We start from the raw sequence: 19650 nt of genomic DNA, 5'->3' as shown, positions 1-19650 counted from the left end.
ATAAGTAAGTTAAGGGGTGAATTCATGTTAAAACCAAAAACCCGGTGGAACTTGCGAACTGCCGATGAAAACAAAGTTGCTGTACTAGCTGAAGAGCTTCATATCACACCTTTGGTTGCAGCCCTGCTTGTGAATCGAGGCCTGGACACGATTGAAAGTGCCCGATCATTTTTATTTGTAAAAAATCAAACTTTTCATGATCCATTTTTATTGAAAGATATGGATAAAGCAGTCTATAGAATAAGAGAAGCCATTCAAAATGGAGAAAAAATACGGATTTTCGGTGATTATGACGCAGATGGCGTGACATCGACCACAGTGATGATGACGGCGCTAACGAGATTGGGGGCCGATGTGGATTTTTATATCCCGAATCGGTTTACAGAGGGCTACGGTCCGAATCCGATGGCGTTCCGCCTCGCAGCTGAGCAAGGGGTGAAGGTATTAATAACCGTCGATACCGGAATTTCTGCAGTCGATGAAGCGAAACTTGCCTGCGAGCTTGGCATGGATTATATTTTGACCGATCACCATGAACCGGGACCGGAATTGCCTGAGGCATTGGCGATTATCCATCCTAAACTTGAGGACAGTTCCTACCCATTTGAAGATCTTGCCGGAGTAGGTGTCGCTTTTAAGCTGGCACACGCTTTGCTAGGGGAATTGCCTGAGGATTTACTTGAAATAGCGGCCATCGGCACCATTGCGGATTTAGTGCCTTTAAAAGGGGAGAACCGCCTCATCGCTGCGAAAGGGATCGAGCAGTTACGATTGACTGGCCGTCCGGGGCTTGTTGCTCTAATGAAAGTGGCGAATGTTCAGCAGGAAGCATTGAATGAAGAATCAATCGGTTTTGCGATGGCACCGCGGATCAATGCTGTCGGACGACTTGGAGATGCTGACCCGGCTGTGGATTTATTGATGTCTGAAAACTTGGCAGAAGCGATGGAACTTGCCAATGAAATCAATGATATTAATAAAGAGCGTCAGGCGATGGTTGCGGCAATGGCGGAAGAAGCGATTCAAGAGGTTGAGGAAAACTTCCCGCCTGAGTCCAATGGTGTACTTATCATCGGGAGAGAAGGCTGGAACGCAGGGGTAGTGGGTATTGTAGCCTCCAAACTGGTTGAACGCTTTTACCGCCCCACGATTGTATTAAGTTATGACCGGGAAAAGGGGCACGCGAAAGGTTCTGCCCGGAGCATCGCCGGTTTCGATCTTTTTGAAAGTCTTTCCACCTGCCGTGAATTACTGCCTCATTTTGGTGGACATCCGATGGCTGCTGGAATGACATTGAAAATAGAAGATGTTCAGGAGCTTAGGGACCGCATGAACCTGATTGCGAAGGAACAGCTCAGCGAAGAGGACTTCACACCAATTACCAACTTGGATGGAGCAACCACTCTAGCGGAAGTTTCCGTTCAAACGATTCAGGAAATGAGCTTGCTGGCGCCATTTGGGGTTACGAATCCAAAGCCGAAGATTTTGATAGATTCCGTACAGCTTTCAAGTGTCCGAAAAATCGGTGCCAACCAAAATCACTTGAAAGTGCAGCTTGAAGATGGGGAAAATCATAAACTTGATGGAGTGGGCTTCGGTCTAGGTCATTTTGTGGATGAAATAGCTCCGCACGCTGAAGTCTCGGTGATTGGAGAGCTTTCCATCAATGAGTGGAATAATATGAAAAAGCCCCAGATCTTTGTCCAGGATGTCTCGGTAAACCATTGGCAGTTATTCGATTACCGCGGTAAGGGTCAGGCAGAGAAGTGGCTTGCCGACATTCCGGCACAAAACCGGAAGATCGTCATTTTCTCGGAAGATATTTATAGTAGATATCCATTTTTACAAAACCAATCCGATCTCGTTCATATCAAGAATGGACAGGATGCAGATCAGCTCGACTGCTTCGAAGGCCATGTGGTATTTATGGACATGCCGCCGTTAAGGGAATATTTGAAACGGGTGATTGCCAATAAGAATCCATCGCGTATCTATGCACACCTTTCCCATGAGCAGGACCATTTCTTAAGTACGATGCCAACAAGGGACCATTTTAAATGGTTTTATGCCTTCCTCGCCAAAAAGGGCCCGCTCGATGTGAAAAGATATGGTGATGACCTTGCCAAGTACCGCGGGTGGTCAAGAGATACCGTGGATTTCATTTCTAAGGTGTTTTTTGAGCTTGGTTTTGTTACAATAGAGAATGGGTTAATCATGCTCACAACCAATGCGAAAAAACGCGATCTCAGTGAATCTGAATCGTATATAAGAAAGAAAGAGCAATTTGAGCTTGAACAAGAGCTTGTTTATTCTTCCTATCAGCAATTATTCGATTGGTTCAATCATTATTTAGTTCATGAGGCAACAGACCTTGAGGAGGAAACAAAGCAATGGATTTAAAGCAATATGTAACAATTGTACAAGACTGGCCGAAACCGGGTATTGTCTTCAAAGATATTACAACATTAATGGATAACGGCGCAGCTTATAAATACGCAACAGACCAAATCGTCGAGTACGCTCGCGATAAAAATATCGATTTAGTGGTCGGACCGGAAGCACGCGGATTCATTATCGGATGTCCAGTCGCATACTCATTGGAAGTGGGCTTTGCACCAGTGAGAAAAGAAGGGAAACTTCCGCGTGAAACGATAAAAGTCGAATATGGTTTAGAATACGGCAAGGATGTTTTGACTATCCATAAAGATGCCATTAAACCGGGACAGCGTATCCTGATTACGGACGATTTACTTGCAACTGGCGGTACAATCGAAGCGACGATCAAATTGGTTGAACAGCTTGGCGGAATTGTTGCCGGGATTGCATTCCTTATTGAATTGACGGACTTGGATGGCAAAGATAAATTAGACGGCTATGATGTCTTGACATTAATGAGCTTTTAATAAAGAAGAGCACTCTGACCTGAACTATACCCCGGATAACGGACACACATAAAAAAGTGTCCCTTATCCGGGTTTTTTTATGTTTCAATAGATGTAATGAGTATGGACGGAGGGTTTCTATGAGTAAGAATATATATACTGAATTTCAGATTAAAGAACTTGAAAAGAATCCAAATATCATTAGTGCTTCCGAGCGATCTATTTCCTATAGTCCGGAATTTAAAACAAAAGCTGTTAAGGAATATAAAAAGGGGAAAGCCCCCTCTCAAATTTTCATTGACCAGGGAATTAATCTCGAAATAATTGGAAAGAAACAACCCAAACGTTGTCTACAGCGCTGGCGTAGTACCTTTGAAAGGTTTGGTGAGGAAGGCTTCCTTACGGAACGCCGTGGAAAAGGAAGTACAGGACGCCCCACTTCCAAGCCACAGTCTGTAGAAGATCAACTTAGGAAGGCCGAGGCGAGAATCAAATTCCTTGAAGCAGAAAATGACTTCCTAAAAAAGCTGGAAGAGCTAGAAAGGCAGGCTCTGAAAAAGAAATGATTCTAACTGCTGCTGAGAAGTTCTATCTGATTGAAAGGACGATCAGAATACACCAATTAAAGAAGGCTGTTTCTTATCTATGCAAATTGGCTGGTGTAAGTCGAAGTGGCTACTATGATTGGTTAAAGGCAGCTCCTTACCGTGAGCTTCGTGAAGAACAGGATGAATTGGACATAGAATTGATCAGAAATATTTTCATCAGTAAAAAGGAAAAAGTAGGCGCCCTCCAAATCAAAATGATTATGGAGAATGACTACTCGGCCGTCATGAATCATAAGAAAATCAGACGGTTGATGACAAAATATAATCTCCTAGCGAAAATCAGAAGGGCCAACCCGTATCGGAAGATGGCCAAGGCAACCAAGGAGCACCTTACTTGTCCAAACCTCCTTAATCGTGAATTCAATCAGGAGGTGCCAGGGAAGGTCCTGCTTACTGACATTACCTATCTTTATTATGGGAAAGGCCAAAAAGCGTATTTATCCTGCGTAAAAGATGCCGCCACAAAAGAAATCGTTACGTACCATTTATCTACTTCATTAGAAATGGATATCGTTTACGAGACTTTAAATAAGCTAAAGCAGGCTGTGTGTCACGAGTTCCATCCGAGTGCAATCCTTCATTCTGACCAGGGGTTCCATTACACCCATCCGCTATTTCAACGCAAAGTGAAGGAACTTGGGATAACCCAATCCATGTCCCGCAAGGGAAACTGTTGGGATAATGCGCCAATGGAAAGTTTCTTTGGCCACTTTAAGGATTTGGCAGAATATAAAACATGTACTAATTTAACGGATGTGAAGGAAGAAATTGATCGAGTTATTGAAGAATATAATGAACATCGTTATCAATGGGGGCTAAGGAAAATGGCCCCAGTACAATACCGGGACCATTTATTAGCTGCTTAGGCACTTTTTTATACTGTCCGTAAAATGGGGCACAGTTCAACCAGGGTGCTCTTTCTGTTTTACCCGATTTAAATGGATTTTGTCGAATTTCCAGTGAAAAAATGCAGTATTCTTTATAAAATACACGTTTTACTCTTTACATCCTTGCCTTTTTTTTCGATAATAGTAATAATAAAGAGTTTTTCTGCTAATAAGTTTATTTGCACTTGCATCCGTGTTAAGCGGATTTATTTTTTTCGCAAAAATTGTCACGTTTTGCAGAATAAAGGGAAGTGCTACCAATCATACTCAATCCGGATTATATCCGGTGGCAGTTAAAGTGGGGTTAAGGTGATTAAATGGCTAATGATCAAATATTGACTGCCGAGCAGGTTGTAGAACGGGCCAGCTTATATCTTCAGCCGGAAGAAGCTGAATTTATTCATAGAGCGTTTAAGTATGCAGAGTATTCTCACCGGGAACAATTCCGTAAATCGGGGGAGCCGTATATCATTCATCCGATTCAAGTGGCGGGCATTCTTGCTGATCTAGAAATGGACCCTGCAACTATTGCGGCAGGTTTTTTACATGATGTTGTTGAAGACACGGAGATCACTCTGAAGGATATTGAAGAGAATTTCAGTCCTGAAGTCGCCATGCTCGTAGATGGCGTTACCAAATTAGGGAAAATCAAGTATAAATCACAACAAGAGCAACAGGCGGAAAACCATCGGAAAATGTTCGTGGCGATGGCCCAGGATATTAGGGTCATCTTGATCAAGCTTGCCGACAGACTGCACAATATGCGGACATTGAAGCATCTGCCGCAGGAAAAGCAGAGAAGGATATCGAACGAGACGCTGGAAATCTTCGCCCCCCTTGCCCATCGTCTTGGTATCAGTACGATTAAATGGGAACTTGAAGATACTGCACTAAGGTATTTGAATCCTCAGCAGTATTACCGAATCGTCAACCTGATGAAGAAAAAGCGTGCAGAACGTGAACAGTATCTGGAAGAAGTCATTGATGAAGTGCGTAAAAACGTTGAGGAAGTCAACATTAAGGCTGACCTTTCCGGCAGACCGAAACATATATACAGCATTTATCGCAAAATGGCTTTGCAAAATAAGCAGTTCAGCGAAATTTATGATTTGCTTGCAGTCCGGATCGTCGTCAATAGCATAAAAGATTGCTATGCCGTTTTAGGGATCATCCATACATGCTGGAAGCCGATGCCTGGCCGATTTAAAGACTATATCGCCATGCCTAAGCCAAATATGTATCAATCGCTCCATACGACGGTGATCGGCCCGAAAGGCGATCCGCTGGAAGTGCAGATCCGTACTTCCGATATGCATCGCATTGCGGAGTTCGGGGTTGCCGCGCATTGGGCTTATAAAGAAGGAAAAGATGTAGGTGAACAGCCTTCATTAGAAGAAAAGTTGACTTGGTTCCGGGAAATTCTTGAATTCCAGGATGATGCGACAAATGCCGAGGAATTCATGGAATCACTTAAAATTGATCTTTTTTCTGATATGGTATTCATTTTTACGCCAAAAGGCGATGTCATCGAACTGCCATCAGGATCCAACCCGATTGATTTCGCTTACAGGATTCACTCGGAAATCGGAAATAAAACGATCGGTTCCAAAGTGAACGGGAAAATGGTACCGCTGGATTATAAATTGAAAACTGGCGACATCATTGAAATCCTGACATCTAAGCATTCATATGGTCCAAGTCAGGACTGGCTTAAACTCACTCAAACATCTCAAGCGAAAAATAAGATCCGCCAATTTTTCAAAAAGCAGCGCCGCGAAGAAAATATCGAAAAGGGCAAAGAGCTTGTTGAAAAGGAAATCAAGGAAATGGAGTTCGATCTTAAAGAAATCCTTTCTGCCGAGAACATCAAGCGTGTTGCAGATAAATTCAATTTCCTGAATGAAGAAGATATGTATGCAGCAGTCGGGTATAACGGAATAACAGCACTTCAGGTGGCTAACCGCCTTACCGAAAAGTGGCGTAAGCAGAAAATGGTCGAGCAAGAAGCGGATATTTCAGAAGCGGTAGCCGATCTGAAAACCTTTTCCAATTCATCTAAAAAACGTGACTCAGGTGTAAGGGTACCGGGGATTGATAACCTGCTTATCCGTTTATCACGCTGTTGTAACCCAGTTCCAGGGGATGAAATCGTTGGTTATATAACCAAAGGCCGTGGAGTTTCAGTCCATAGGCAAGACTGCCCGAACCTGGAAAGCGGTGATTCCGATCATCGCCTCGTACCGGTTGAATGGGAAAGTACGATTAACGAGCGCAAGGAATACATCGTTGAAATTGAAATCAGCGGGTATGACCGCCGCGGCTTATTAAACGAAGTGCTGCAAGCCGTCAATGAAACCAAGACCAACATTTCAGCGGTCTCGGGTAAATCCGACAGGAATAAGGTGGCTACCATTCACATGTCGATTTATATTCATAACATTGCCCATTTACAAAAGGTCGTTGACCGTATCAAACAAATTTCAGATGTTTATTCCGTTAGACGGATAATGAACTAAGGGGTTATTATTACCATGCGTGTTGTTTTACAACGTTCCAAAGCCGCCAAAGTCGTTGTCGCAGACCAAATAATCGGTCAAATCGACAGCGGGCTCGTTCTATTGGTTGGTGTCACCCATGGGGATACCATCGATGACGCCGCATATTTGGCCGATAAGATTGTCAATCTCAGAATATTTGAAGATGAAAATGAAAAGATGAACCACTCACTATTGGATGTGGGAGGTTCGATTTTATCAGTTTCGCAATTCACCCTATATGGCGATTGCCGTAAAGGCCGTCGACCGAACTTCATGGACGCCGCCCGTCCTGAAGAGGCGAATCAAATATATGAAGCATTTAACGAGGAACTCCGGAATAAAGGCGTCCATACGGAAACAGGTCAATTCGGTGCCATGATGGACGTTCAGCTTACTAATGATGGTCCCGTTACATTAATACTGGAAAGCAAAAAATAACCTGCTGCGGCAGGTTTTTTGTTTTTAGTCAATCAGTACGGACGAAATGAAAAGCCAGCTTCGATGGGAAGCTGGCTTGTCTTTATTTGAAATATCGCGCCAATCCATTATAAATGGCGGATGTGATTTTTTCTTGATACTCATTCGATGATAACGTCAATTCTTCCACTGGATTACTTAAATAACCTAGTTCAATAAGTGTAGCTACCCGTTTGTTTTCCCTGATAACATGAAAATCCCCGTATCGTGATCCGCGGTTTGGCACCTGCATGGTGGAACCGAGTGAATTGGCCAGTGTAGTGGCCAATGAACGTTGATAGCCATGATAGTAGTATGTTGTTATCCCGCTGGTGATCTGGTCCTTGGTGCTATCATAATGGAGGCTGATGAAAGCATCCGCGTTGTGGATATGTGAAGTGCTGACCCGGGAAGGGAGCGGAACATAGGTATTGCCGCTTCTGGTCAATATCACTTTGGCCCCTGCAGCCTGAAGTTTGTCACGCAGCAACTCGGCCGTCCGGATCGTCAGGTTTTTCTCTAGAGTGCCACCGACCCCTACTGTACCGCTATCCCTTCCGCCATGGCCGGGATCGATAACGATTGTTTTATCCTTTAAATATTTTTCAACCCCAGGGCGTTGGATCTGCTCGGAATTCCCTTCGACCGTCACGATCCATCCCGCAACATAAGCGGTTTTCCCGTTATTTAGTTTAATCGAATACCAATCGCCTTCCATGCCTGTTGCGGAGAATGTTTCACCTTCATTGACCTGCTTTACGATTTCCGAGTTGCCATCAGGCTCACTTCTAAAAATCGTTCCATCATGAATGATGGTAATCTTGTTTCCCTTTGCCTCAATCCTCTCTTCCTTTGGCGTTTGTTCAACATTCTCTTTTTCCAAGTACCAACTCACGACCCAGCCCTTTTTTGAACCGGAAAGCTGGATCTGTGTCATTTTTCCCTTTGTTTGTAAGACGGCGTAAGTCTCATCCTTGTTCACTGAACCGATGACCTTGCTGTTTAGAGATGCACCTTTCCGCACATTTAAACCCGTAGCGGTCACCCTTGCAGTGGCTCCTGCCGTATTGATTTTCGAATCACCTTTATCTTGGCTTATTTGTATGTAAGGTTCAGCTACCCAGCCGCGGACTCCATGGAAATCAATTTCGGCCCACTCATTTTCAATGCGATAAACGGTCACTGCCGTATTTTTATTCAGCTTTCCTAGCGTTGCGCTGCTTCTCGATGGTTCCGAACGGACATTGAGCCGGTCCACCAAAGTGACACCTGTTTTTGCGGATTGGTTCGTTGCTTCTTTTTCCTTGGATGAGCTTTTCTTCGCTGCATCCCCGGAAGCGGCGGTAAGCTTAAGGTAATCAGAAGAGACCCAGCCTTCAAGAGCCGTTGTTTTGACTTTTATCCAATTTTCATTCTTTTCAATGATGTCGACAGCTGTTCCTTTATTTAAAGAGCCAACCGTTTGAAATGTTGTACCGGGACCTGTACGGACGCGGACGGAGCTGCCTGAGATCATTCCTTGTCCGGATTCCTTTTTGACCAGGTTGGTGTCCGAATCCGACGTTCTTTCCACTAGCCAATTGGCGACCCAGCCAGTTTTACCGATGCCCATCCGGATTTCGATCCAGTCGCCATCTTCCTTCAGGATTGGATAGGATTCCCCTTTTGCCAGTTTTTTTACGATAGGGAAACTGAGACCCGCGCCTTCACGGACATTGACCACTTTGGACGTCACGATAATTTCCCCTTCATCTTTTCCAAAAGCGTGATCGATGGGGAAAATTGCTGCCATAATCAGCATTAGGATCAGGCCGAATAAACCCGATTTCTTCTTCATAAGTTGTCTCTCCCTTTTAACGTCTATATGTATGTATTCTCGTTCAACAAAAATTTTCCTCTTTCCCTGTGCAAAAAACATTTTTTTTAGGAAAGAATAAAGCTTATATAACACTAGGAGGGAACCACATGAAATTCAGCGAAAAAAATCAAACGAGCTTAAGCGGGGGCAATCAAGTATTAGGTGTCGATTTTCACGATTTCATCCAGAAGGAACAAAGCTCAAACCTTGTTGAATTGGCATCCGAATACGGAGTCAATGTCAGGACGATCAAAAATTCGAAAAAACATTTTAACCAATAAAACGCGACAAAATACTGAAGCCTGCCTTGACATTTGAAGTTAACGTCCGTATGATTATAAAATATCAGACTTATTACTGCAATAACCAATGATGGAGAAGAGTAATTAAGAAACACATGGAAAGAGAGGAAATGCCGAGGCTGAAAGCATTCCACATGATGACTTAATGAAAGAACCCTCCGTAGGCTTCACTCTGAACGGATTTTTTCTTAATAGGAGATGGACGTAAAACAGGCGTTAACTGTTTTGAGCGGTGGCACTTATTTTTTGTGCTTCAACTAGGGTGGCACCACGGGATATCCAAACTCTCGTCCCTTGTAACGGATATGTTACAAGGGACGGGAGTTTTTTGTTTGGAAAAAATCAGTATAGCGCCGTATCAGAAAGGGCGCCTTGCTTTTAAGGAGGAAACAATATGTCTATTCAGATTCCTAGAGGTACCCAGGATTTATTGCCTGGACAAACGGAAATTTGGCAGTATATCGAAAAGACAGCGCGTGAGATTTGTCACCGTTACCAATATAAAGAAATCCGCACACCGATTTTTGAGCACACGGAATTATTTTTACGTGGTGTAGGGGATACAACCGATATCGTACAAAAAGAGATGTATTCATTTCAAGATCGCGGTGAAAGGAATTTAACCCTTCGTCCGGAAGGCACCGCATCAGTTGTACGGTCTTATATCGAGAACAAAATGTTCGGGTGGGCCAATCAGCCGGTCAAGCTTTATTATATCGGGCCGATGTTCCGTTACGAACGTCCACAAGCAGGCCGCTTCCGTCAGTTCGTTCAATTCGGCATCGAAGCCTTAGGAAGTAAGGATCCCGGAATCGATGCAGAGGTTTTGTCACTTGCGATGAACCTGTACAAAGAACTTGGATTGAAAAAGCTGAAACTTGTGATCAACAGCCTTGGTGATAAGGAAAGCCGGACAGCGCATCGGAATGCATTAATCAAACATTTCGAACCTCGTATTGGCGAGTTTTGCCGTGATTGTCAAAATCGTCTGGAAAAAAACCCATTGCGTATCCTGGATTGCAAAAAAGATCACGATCACGAATTGATGAACACGGCGCCATCCATCATTGAATATTTAAATGATGAATCCCGTATTTATTTCGAAAAGGTTAAACAGCATCTTACGGACTTGGAAATCGAATTCGTCGAGGATCCGACGCTAGTGCGGGGCTTGGATTACTATAATCATACTGCTTTTGAAATCATGAGTGATGCAGAGGGCTTTGGCGCCATTACAACACTTTGCGGAGGCGGCCGATATAACGGGCTGGCTGAAGAACTTGGCGGACCGGAAACACCCGGAATCGGATTTGCGCTTAGCATTGAACGCCTGATTGCAGCACTGCAAGCAGAAAACATCGAGCTTCCGATCAAAAAGGGTATTGACTGCTATCTTGTTTCACTAGGTGAAGCGGCCAAGGATTATAACGTCAAACTTGCCCATCAATTGCGGAATGCCGGTTTTACTGTCGAAAAAGACTATCAAGACCGTAAAGTGAAAGCTCAATTCAAATCAGCCGACCGTCTCGAAGCGAGATATGTGGCGACACTCGGTGAAGAGGAATTGGCAAATAATAAAATCAACGTGAAGTTCATGGAAACCGGTGAACAAGTCCAAATGGATCTTGCCACATTCGTTGAACAATTCAAAAAGCTACAGGCTTAAGGGGGAAATACCATGTTTGGCAGAACATACTTCAATGGTGAAGTGACAGAAGCAGCTATTGGTGAAAAAGTAACATTAAAAGGATGGGTACAAAAACGTCGGGATTTGGGCGGGGTCATCTTTATCGACCTGCGTGACAGAAGCGGAGTCGTCCAAGTCGTTTTCAATCCGGACATTTCGGCAGAAGCCTTGGCCACAGCTGAAAAGATCCGTAATGAATATGTCCTTGATATCCAGGGGACAGTCATCAAACGTGAGGAAGCCAACTTCAACCCGAATGTAACAACAGGTACGGTCGAAGTTCAAGCCGAAAACGTTACAATTTTAAATGAAGCGAAAACCCCTCCGTTCGTCATTGATGAAAGAACGGATGTTTCTGAAGATATCCGCTTGAAATACCGTTATTTGGACTTGCGCCGTCCAGCGATGTTCGAAACGTTGAAAATGCGTAACCAAACAACAAAAGCAATCCGTGATTACTTGGACGGTGAAGGCTTCCTAGATATCGAAACACCTATCTTAACGAAAAGCACACCTGAAGGAGCACGTGATTATTTAGTGCCTAGCCGCGTACACGAAGGTGAGTTCTATGCACTTCCGCAGTCACCGCAAATCTTCAAGCAGCTATTGATGGTATCCGGTTTCGAACGTTATTATCAAATTGCCCGCTGTTTCCGTGATGAAGATTTACGTGCCGACAGACAGCCAGAATTCACGCAAATCGATATTGAAACAAGCTTCATGAGCCAAGAAGATATCATTAACACCGCAGAAAACATGATGGCTAAAGTGATGAAAGACGTTAAAGGGCTTGACGTAACACTGCCATTCCCTAGAATGACATACTTTGAAGCAATGGGCCGTTACGGTTCCGACAAACCGGATACACGTTTCGGAATGGAACTTAAAGATGTCTCTGAAATCGTCAAAGACAGTGATTTCAAAGTATTCACTGGTGCTATTGCAAACGGCGGACAAGTTAAAGCGATCGTCGTTAAGGACGGAAATGCGGATTATTCCCGTAAAGATATTGATGGATTGGCTGAATTTGCAGCGATTTACGGTGCAAAAGGCCTTGCATGGCTGAAAGTTGAAGAAGACGGAGTAAAAGGACCGATCGCTAAATTCTTCGCGGAAGATCAACAGCAATTAGTATCCGTATTGGAAGCTGAAGTGGGCGATCTAATCTTATTCGTTGCAGATAAGAAAGGCGTAGTCGCTGATGCACTTGGAGCACTTCGCAACAAGCTTGGTAAAGAAAGAGGCTTGATTGATCAAAGCAAATTCAACTTCCTATGGGTGACGGACTGGCCATTATTTGAATATGACGAAGAAGAAGGACGCTACTATGCAGCACACCATCCATTCACAATGCCATTCCGTGAAGACATGGACAAACTGGAATCAGACCCAGCAAGCGTCCGTGCACAAGCATATGACCTTGTCTTGAACGGCTACGAACTTGGCGGCGGATCACTGCGTATTTACGAACGCGACGTTCAGGAAAAAATGTTCAAAGTCCTTGGATTCTCGGAAGAAGAAGCAAACGCACAATTCGGCTTCCTAATGGATGCATTCGAATACGGAACGCCACCACACGGCGGAATCGCCCTTGGATTGGACCGTATGGTCATGCTGCTTGCTGGCCGCACGAACCTTCGCGACACCATCGCGTTCCCGAAAACAGCAAGCGCAAGCGACCTGCTCGTTGACGCACCAAGTGCTGTAAGTGACAAGCAATTGGCCGAACTTAGCCTAAGGCTTGCTGCACTCAAAAAATAATCAATCTGGCAAAAATATGAAAAAATACCTAGATGGTTTCTCTTGAAACAGAGTTAAGCATTATGATATGATGTTTTCAACAAGTAAGGGTCCTGATGTGTTCGTTCTTTAACCTATAAGTTTTGACCGAACACTTATAGTTACCGGGAGCACTAGTTTCCTGGCCGCGTAAATGCCTCCCTCGAAGAGGACTTACAAACGCGAGGAACCGAGCACCCACCTGCGGAGAGCGGGTTCAAAACAAAGGCGTAAACGGCACAATTGGGACTCTTACAACTTACAAAGCAACTCATGTTAAATAAACATGGGTTTTTTTGTGCGTTAAAAAAGTGAAGAATGGTAACTTACAAGTAAATGGGGTGAACTCACGAGTAAATGGCATGAATTCACGAGTAAAAGGTGTGAATTCACGAGTAAATGGCATGAATTTACGAGTAAAAGGTGTGAATTCACGAGTAAAAGGGGTGGATTCACGAGTAAATGGCATGAATTTACGAGTAATGGCGTGAACCCGCAAGTAATGGCGTGAATTCACGAGTAAAAGGTGTGAATTCACGAGTAATGGTGTGAATTCACGAGTAAATGGCATGAATTCACGAGTAAAAGGTGTGAATTCACGAGTAAAAGGTGTGAATTCACGAGTAAATGGCATGAATTCACGAGTAATGGCGTGAACCCGCAAGTAATGGCGTGAATTCACGAGTAAAGAGCATGATTTTACAGTAAAAAGGGTGAATTCTCGACCGAATAAAAAAAATAAATGAGTTTAGGAACAAATCTCACGAATTAAACAGAGCAAACTAAGAGTAAAAAGCTGATTTTTAGTTTCCCAGCAGGAAAAAAGGGTTTTAATAAAGAAGCTAAAAAAGAAGGAGTTGACGAATGAATGCTAAAACCGTGTGAAAAGCCTATGAAAATGCTCAAACTGGAGGCATTAAGCAGGAGGCTAACATCAAACCATCCAAAACAGGAACAGATAAGGAACGATTTCCGGAAAATTCGAACAGGGTTTAACGGGGAGCGGAGTATTGGAAATGAGTTGAAGGATCTTCCAAAAGAATATCGAGTATTACATGATTTAAGGTTAAGTCACGATGGGAGCCGTTATTTTCAAATGGATTTCCTTATTATCACCCGGAATTACTGTATCATCATCGAAGTGAAAAACTTTGCGGGAATGCTCTATTTTGATCGCACTTATCCTCAATTGATTCGGACAAAAGATGGGCAGGAACAAGCTTATCTGGATCCATTAATACAAGTGGATGTGCAAAAATCCTGCTTAATGGATTGGCTCACAATTCATAACTTTCCCTCGCTGCCGATTGAAACGCTCATTGCCAATGCAAACTCAAATACCATCATAAGGACTACCCCAGGTTTTACCCCCATTTTCAAAAAAATCACGGGAAAAGAAACTCTGATCTCCAAGATTCATACCATTGAAGAAAAGTATCCTTCTGCGCAGTTGACCCAAAGGCAGAGCAATAAACTATCGAACACATTGCTGCAAAAAAATACCCCATATAATCCGTATATACTCGAATCGTATCAAATTGATGTGAAAGATCTGCTTAATAGCGTTCAATGCCCTGATTGTTCAGCTCTCCATATGCAATATCACTGGGGCAAATGGTCATGTGGTCAATGTTCTTACGCCTCCAAGGATGCCCACATTCAAACTCTTCGTGATTATGCCCTCCTCATAGAGCCCAAAATTACGAATCAACAAGCACGGCTCTTATTACAAATAGATTCAATTGATATCATGCAACGAATGCTATCTGCTCTTGAATTGCCCTATTTGGGACAATATAAAAATAGAGTATATAGACTTGATGGATTAATTCACGAGTAAAGCGCCTAAACTCACGAGTAAACGCTCTAAATTCACGAGTAAAGTGCCCAAACTCACGAGTAAACGCCCTAAATTCACGAGTAAAGCGCCCAAACTCACGAGTAAAGCGCCCAAACTCACGAGTAAAGTGCCCAAATTCACGAGTAAACGCCCTAAACTCACGAGTAAAGTGCCCAAACTCACGAGTAAAGCGCCCAAACTCACGAGTAAACGCCCTAAATTCACGAGTAAGGTGCCCAAATCCAAGAGTAAACGCCCCAAGCTCATGACCAAACCCAATTTCTCTCGAGTAAGTCTCCATTATTCTCGAAGGCGACTTAAATATCCCCATTTAAGTAACATTCCGCAATATAGATTCGTAAATTATAGTAAGATTGAAATAATAATTAGCCAAGGATAGAAAGTAGTGAGAGCTTTGAAAGATTTATTGAACGCAAAGAGGAAGGAAATGCTTCAATTAGTGGAGCAGCTAGTGAATATAGATAGTGGTTCTCATACGAAAAAGGGCATTGATGAAATTGGTTCAATTTTAAAAACGAAATTTGAAAGCTTGGATTTTATTGTGGATACGGTTGAGCAGCAGAATTATGGAAATCAGCTGGTCATCCAGCATCGTGACGCGCATCAGCCGCATATTGTTGTCGTCGCACATATGGATACGGTTTTTCCTGAAGGGACAGCCCAAAAACGTCCTTTTAAAGTGAAGGGAAATCGGGCTTACGGTCCTGGTGTTGCTGATATGAAGGCTAGTTTGGTTTTGCTTTTTTATGCGATCCTTTGTTTGAAACAATCGGGGCAGACAGGCTATGAGCATGTCCAAATCATTTTCAATAGTGATGAAGAGATCGGGTCTCCGTCGTCCGCTTCACTTATATCGGAAAAGGCGGCTGATAAGAAGTTCGCGTTAATTCTTGAACCGGCAAGGGCGGATGGTTCACTGGTCACGGAAAGAAGGGGCTGCGGACAATTTAAGATGGATGTAGTGGGGGTGGCCGCCCATGCAGGGATCGAACCGGAAAAGGGTCGAAGTGCAATTGAAGAATTGGCTCATAAGATCATCGCCTTACACCAATTGAATGATCCAAAGAAAGGAATCAGCGTTAATGTCGGCATGATTGAAGGAGGTTCTGCTGTCAATACCATCGCTTCCCATGCAGCCGCTTATGTGGATGTGCGGATCTCTGAAAAAAAGCAAGAAGGCATCATCCTCAATCAATTGAAAAAAATCTGCGCGGAAACCTATATTCCAGGGACGAAAACGGTATTAAGCGGGAAAATGGACCGGTCTCCCATGGAAAAGAACGAGAAAACGAACTTGCTTTTAGAGACGATCCGTCAGTCTGGGAAGGAAATTGGCATCCAAATCACGGATATGGCCACTGGTGGAGGATCGGATGCTTCTTTTACTTCTGAATTGGGTATAGCGACAGTGGATGGACTCGGGCCCATTGGAGGGGATGCACATAGTGATGAGGAGTATTTGGATATTCCCAGCCTGACAGAACGGACTCTCCTGCTGGCTACCATCCTTCAAAAATTATCGAAAATGACCTAGTACATTAATTCCGATTAGACTGCTCATATTTCGCTTGTCATAAATGATGTTTATGATATATTGTTAAATGGGAAGCTAAATAAGAACAGAATTTATTGGAGTTGAATATATATGCTGCATCAGTTTTCACGAAATGAATTAGCAATTGGCAAGGAAGGCATCGATATACTGAAAAACACGACCGTTGCTGTCCTGGGTGTGGGAGGCGTAGGTTCTTTTTCAGCTGAAGCATTGGCACGCACGGGTGTCGGCCGTATTATTCTTGTGGATAAGGACGATGTCGACATAACTAATGTAAACAGGCAGATTCATGCACTATTATCAACAGTCGGTCAACCGAAAGCGGAATTGATGAAAAAACGCATTCAAGACATCAATCCCGACTGCGAAGTGATCGCTCTTAAAATGTTCTATACAGAAGAAACGTTTGAGGAATTCTTCAGTTATGGCCTGGATTATGTCATTGATGCATCCGATACGGTCATTTATAAGATGCATGTGATGAAGGAATGCCTGAAACGGAATATTAAGGTGATTTCAAGCATGGGGGCCGCTAATAAAATGGATCCTACGCGTTTCCAAATTGCCGATATCTCCAAAACGCATACAGATCCGCTTGCAAAGGTCATTCGTACTAGATTGCGTAAAGAAGGCATCACAAAGGGAATTCCCGTAGTCTTCTCGGACGAAAGCCCGATTGTCATTCGTGAGGATGTCCGGAAAGAAGTCGGCAATGATGAGGCAAAAATCCGTAAAGCCCAAATGCCGCCATCTTCGAATGCTTTCGTACCATCTGTAGCGGGCTTAATTGCGGCAAGCTGGGTAATCAATGATATTTTAAAAGACATTGAAGTTCGCCGTGTAAATGATTGATAATAAGTTGACTGACTCTATACGGGGTCAGTTTTTTTGTCGAAAAAGCATATATTTCCTTATAATAACTTTTTTATCCATATCATATAGACGGGGTCGAAAGAATGAGATAAAATATTTTCAGAATATTTTTTTTATTCAGATATCATTTTTGCTTAAAAGAACATACAAAACAAGGGGGTTTCAAATGAAGAATAAAAAGCTGGCAGGAGTGTTTCTATCGCTTTCATTGGTTGCAGGGGCGCTCGCAGGCTGTGGTGGCGACTTGAAAACCAGCAGTTCAGGCGGGAGTTCATCCAAATCGGGTGACACAATCAAAATTGGGGCCAACCTTGAATTGTCCGGAGGTACGGCATCATTCGGCCAATCGGCCGCAGATGGTTTGAAACTTGCCATCGATGAAATTAATAAAGAGGGCATCGACGGTAAGAAACTGGAAATCGTTAAGGTTGATAATAAATCAGATGCAGCAGAAGCTACAAGCGGTTCGATTAAGTTAGTCAGTCAGGACAAGGTTGTTGCTGTAGTCGGATCAGCGACAAGCACAAATACATTGGCACAGGTTCAGGTCGCACAGGATAATAAAGTTCCTCTACTTACACCAACTGCAACAAATCCCGACATCACCAATAAAGCTGGAAAGCTGAATGATTATGTGTTCAGAACTTGCTTTATCGATCCATTCCAAGGTACGGTTGCAGCCAATTTCGCATCCGACGAAATAGGGGCGAAGACGGCTGCGATCTATGTGGACAGCGCAAGTGATTATTCTAAAGGATTGGCCGCAGCTTTTAAAGAAGCGTTCACTGCCAAGGGCGGTAAAATCGTTGCAGAAGAAGCTTATGTTACAAAAGATACTGATTTCCGCTCTACATTAACAAGGATCAAATCCGCAAAACCAGAGTTCGTTTTCCTTCCTGGTTATTATGAAGAAGTCGGATTGATCTTAAAGCAGGCCCGTGAGGACGGGATGGACCTTCCGTTCATGGGCGGAGACGGCTGGGATTCCCCGAAGGTCGTTGAAATTGCCGGAGCGGAGGCGTTAAAAAATACCTATATTACGAATCACTATTCCCCAGAAGATGAAGATCCAAAAATTCAGGATTTCGTTGCAGCCTTCAAAAAGGAATACAATAAAACACCGGATGCTTTTGCAGCACTTGGCTATGATACTGGGTACTACCTGGCAGATGCCATCAAAAGGTCTGGAGATGCCTCTCCCGAAAAAATCAGACAAGCGTTGGAAGAAGTCAAAGATCTTAAATTAGTTTCCGGAACGCTGAACCTTGATGAAAATCATGATCCGATCAAATCGGCGACCATTTTGGAATATGTAGATGGCAAACAAACATTCAAGACAAAAATCAATCCATAATACCTTATGTGGATAGGGGGCAGGCACCCCCTATTCTATATTCACTTAAATAACGCCTTATCGGGGAGAGTGGAATATGGAACTGATTCAGCAATTGGTAAATGGCATTTCACTCGGCAGCATTTATGCATTGATTGGGCTTGGCTATACGATGGTATATGGGATCGTCAAGCTGATAAACTTCGCCCATGGCGACGTATTCATGGTTGGTTCATTTGTAGGGTTTTACGCCATCACCGTTATGGACTTATCCTTCATCCCGGCTTTATTGATTTCGATGGTCACTTGTGCCATCTTTGGCGTTTTAATTGAACGGATCGCTTATAAACCCCTTCGTAATGCAACACGGATTGCGGCCTTGATAACGGCCATCGGTGTTTCCCTTCTGATAGAAAATGGGCTGATTTACATCCGGGGCGCCCATCCGGAAGCCTATCCAAATAATGTCCTTCCGATGGATAAACTCATATATTCGGCGTTTCCATCAACAGTCAATCGATATTGATCTTATCTGTATCCATCATTTTAATGATCATCCTACAATTCGTTGTCCATAAAACCAAAATCGGCAAAGCGATGCGTGCCGTTTCATTCGATTCCGAAGCGGCTAAGCTTATGGGAATCAATGTGAATCATACGATTTCAGCTACCTTCGCCATAGGCTCGGCTTTGGCAGAGGCGGCCGGTGTCATTTTTGGAATCTACTATATTAAAATCGAGCCGTTGATGGGTGTCCTTCCTGGCCTTAAAGCGTTTGTGGCCGCAGTACTGGGCGGTATCGGCATCATTCCGGGAGCGATGGTAGGCGGATTGCTGCTTGGAGTCATCGAGGCCTTGGTCAGTGCCGCCGGTTACTCTTTATGGCGCGATGGTGTGGCTTTCATCGTTCTTATCTTGATTTTGATTTTCTTGCCGCAGGGTCTATTCGGTAAAAACAACGATTACTTTAAAGAATTCAAACCGCCGTTGGGCGTTTTTTTTGTGGGGAAATGAATCTTGGGAGATGGGAAA

The 19650-nt window shown here is 43.6% G+C and carries 15 protein-coding genes, 1 other RNA gene, 1 pseudogene and 1 other annotated feature; of the genes and pseudogenes, 14 read left to right on the top strand and 3 right to left on the bottom strand.

Annotated features, from left to right (window positions below):
* The first annotated feature begins 24 nt into the window (after window positions 1-24).
* The 5 genes from recJ (at window position 25) to dtd (ending at window position 7352) form a co-directional block, all read left to right on the top strand.
* Complete coding sequence (recJ, locus tag UP17_RS17390) at window positions 25-2400, top strand: single-stranded-DNA-specific exonuclease RecJ (RefSeq protein ID WP_061464221.1); 2376 nt, start codon at window positions 25-27, stop codon at window positions 2398-2400.
* Window positions 2391-2903, top strand: a complete 513-nt coding sequence (locus UP17_RS17385; RefSeq protein WP_061464220.1) for an adenine phosphoribosyltransferase — start codon at window positions 2391-2393, stop codon at window positions 2901-2903. Before recJ ends, UP17_RS17385 begins: the two co-directional genes overlap by 10 nt.
* Window positions 2904-3022: 119 nt before the next feature.
* A protein-coding gene (locus UP17_RS26830; protein WP_155727271.1) for an IS3 family transposase occupies window positions 3023-4356 on the top strand; the annotation gives its coding sequence in 2 pieces (ribosomal slippage) (window positions 3023-3395 and window positions 3395-4356; 1335 coding nt in all).
* 338 nt (window positions 4357-4694) lie between these two features.
* Window positions 4695-6893 carry a RelA/SpoT family protein gene (locus tag UP17_RS17370; protein ID WP_061464219.1) on the top strand — a complete coding sequence of 733 codons (2199 nt, stop codon included), beginning with the start codon at window positions 4695-4697 and terminating at the stop codon, window positions 6891-6893.
* A gap of 15 nt (window positions 6894-6908) precedes the next feature.
* A complete protein-coding gene (gene dtd, locus UP17_RS17365; RefSeq protein WP_061464218.1) occupies window positions 6909-7352 on the top strand; it encodes a D-aminoacyl-tRNA deacylase in 444 nt (147 codons plus the stop codon).
* Window positions 7353-7434: 82 nt separating this feature from the next.
* Here dtd and UP17_RS17360 read toward each other — a convergent pair whose 3' ends face one another.
* Window positions 7435-9207: an N-acetylmuramoyl-L-alanine amidase family protein gene (locus UP17_RS17360; RefSeq protein WP_061464217.1), complete on the bottom strand. Its 1773-nt coding sequence runs from the start codon at window positions 9205-9207 to the stop codon at window positions 7435-7437.
* 128 nt (window positions 9208-9335) lie between these two features.
* Here UP17_RS17360 and UP17_RS28340 point away from each other — a divergent pair, with 128 nt between their 5' ends.
* From UP17_RS28340 to ssrS, 4 genes are all read left to right on the top strand, one after another.
* Window positions 9336-9509: a hypothetical protein gene (locus tag UP17_RS28340; protein WP_167555992.1), complete on the top strand. Its 174-nt coding sequence runs from the start codon at window positions 9336-9338 to the stop codon at window positions 9507-9509.
* A gap of 79 nt (window positions 9510-9588) precedes the next feature.
* Window positions 9589-9828: a binding site (T-box leader), on the top strand.
* A 96-nt stretch (window positions 9829-9924) separates the two neighbouring features.
* Window positions 9925-11196 carry a histidine--tRNA ligase gene (hisS, locus tag UP17_RS17355; protein ID WP_061464216.1) on the top strand — a complete coding sequence of 424 codons (1272 nt, stop codon included), beginning with the start codon at window positions 9925-9927 and terminating at the stop codon, window positions 11194-11196.
* 12 nt (window positions 11197-11208) lie between these two features.
* A complete protein-coding gene (aspS, locus tag UP17_RS17350; protein WP_061464215.1) occupies window positions 11209-12978 on the top strand; it encodes an aspartate--tRNA ligase in 1770 nt (589 codons plus the stop codon).
* A gap of 86 nt (window positions 12979-13064) precedes the next feature.
* Window positions 13065-13250: non-coding RNA, 6S RNA (gene ssrS / locus UP17_RS17345), on the top strand.
* Window positions 13251-13267: 17 nt separating this feature from the next.
* Here the strand turns inward: ssrS and UP17_RS27790 are convergent.
* Window positions 13268-13678 carry a hypothetical protein gene (locus tag UP17_RS27790; protein ID WP_155727356.1) on the bottom strand — a complete coding sequence of 137 codons (411 nt, stop codon included), beginning with the start codon at window positions 13676-13678 and terminating at the stop codon, window positions 13268-13270.
* 186 nt (window positions 13679-13864) lie between these two features.
* On the opposite strand from UP17_RS27790, the gene UP17_RS17340 reads away from it, so the two are divergent.
* Window positions 13865-14836 (top strand): NERD domain-containing protein, encoded by a 972-nt coding sequence (locus UP17_RS17340; RefSeq protein ID WP_061464214.1) that lies wholly within the window; start codon window positions 13865-13867, stop codon window positions 14834-14836.
* Here UP17_RS17340 and UP17_RS27785 read toward each other — a convergent pair.
* A complete protein-coding gene (locus UP17_RS27785) occupies window positions 14745-15167 on the bottom strand; it encodes a hypothetical protein (protein WP_155727354.1) in 423 nt (140 codons plus the stop codon). The genes UP17_RS17340 and UP17_RS27785 overlap by 92 nt on opposite strands.
* 75 nt (window positions 15168-15242) lie before the next feature.
* On the opposite strand from UP17_RS27785, the gene UP17_RS17335 reads away from it, so the two are divergent.
* The 4 genes and pseudogenes from UP17_RS17335 to UP17_RS17320 all read left to right on the top strand — a co-directional run bounded on the left by UP17_RS17335 (window position 15243) and on the right by UP17_RS17320 (window position 19632).
* Window positions 15243-16391 carry a M20 family metallopeptidase gene (locus tag UP17_RS17335; protein WP_349817576.1) on the top strand — a complete coding sequence of 383 codons (1149 nt, stop codon included), beginning with the start codon at window positions 15243-15245 and terminating at the stop codon, window positions 16389-16391.
* A 111-nt stretch (window positions 16392-16502) separates the two neighbouring features.
* A complete protein-coding gene (locus UP17_RS17330; protein WP_061464213.1) occupies window positions 16503-17264 on the top strand; it encodes a tRNA threonylcarbamoyladenosine dehydratase in 762 nt (253 codons plus the stop codon).
* A 187-nt stretch (window positions 17265-17451) separates the two neighbouring features.
* Entirely contained in the window at window positions 17452-18639 is a 1188-nt protein-coding gene (locus UP17_RS17325; RefSeq protein WP_061464212.1) for an ABC transporter substrate-binding protein, read from the top strand.
* A gap of 76 nt (window positions 18640-18715) precedes the next feature.
* Window positions 18716-19632: pseudogene (locus tag UP17_RS17320) on the top strand (branched-chain amino acid ABC transporter permease).
* Window positions 19633-19650 lie beyond the last annotated feature (18 nt).

Origin of the sequence: Peribacillus simplex (assembly GCF_001578185.1) — a bacterium.
GTDB classification, from domain to species: Bacteria; Bacillota; Bacilli; order Bacillales; family DSM-1321; genus Peribacillus; species Peribacillus simplex_A.
This window is presented reverse-complemented; position numbering and strand designations above follow the sequence as displayed.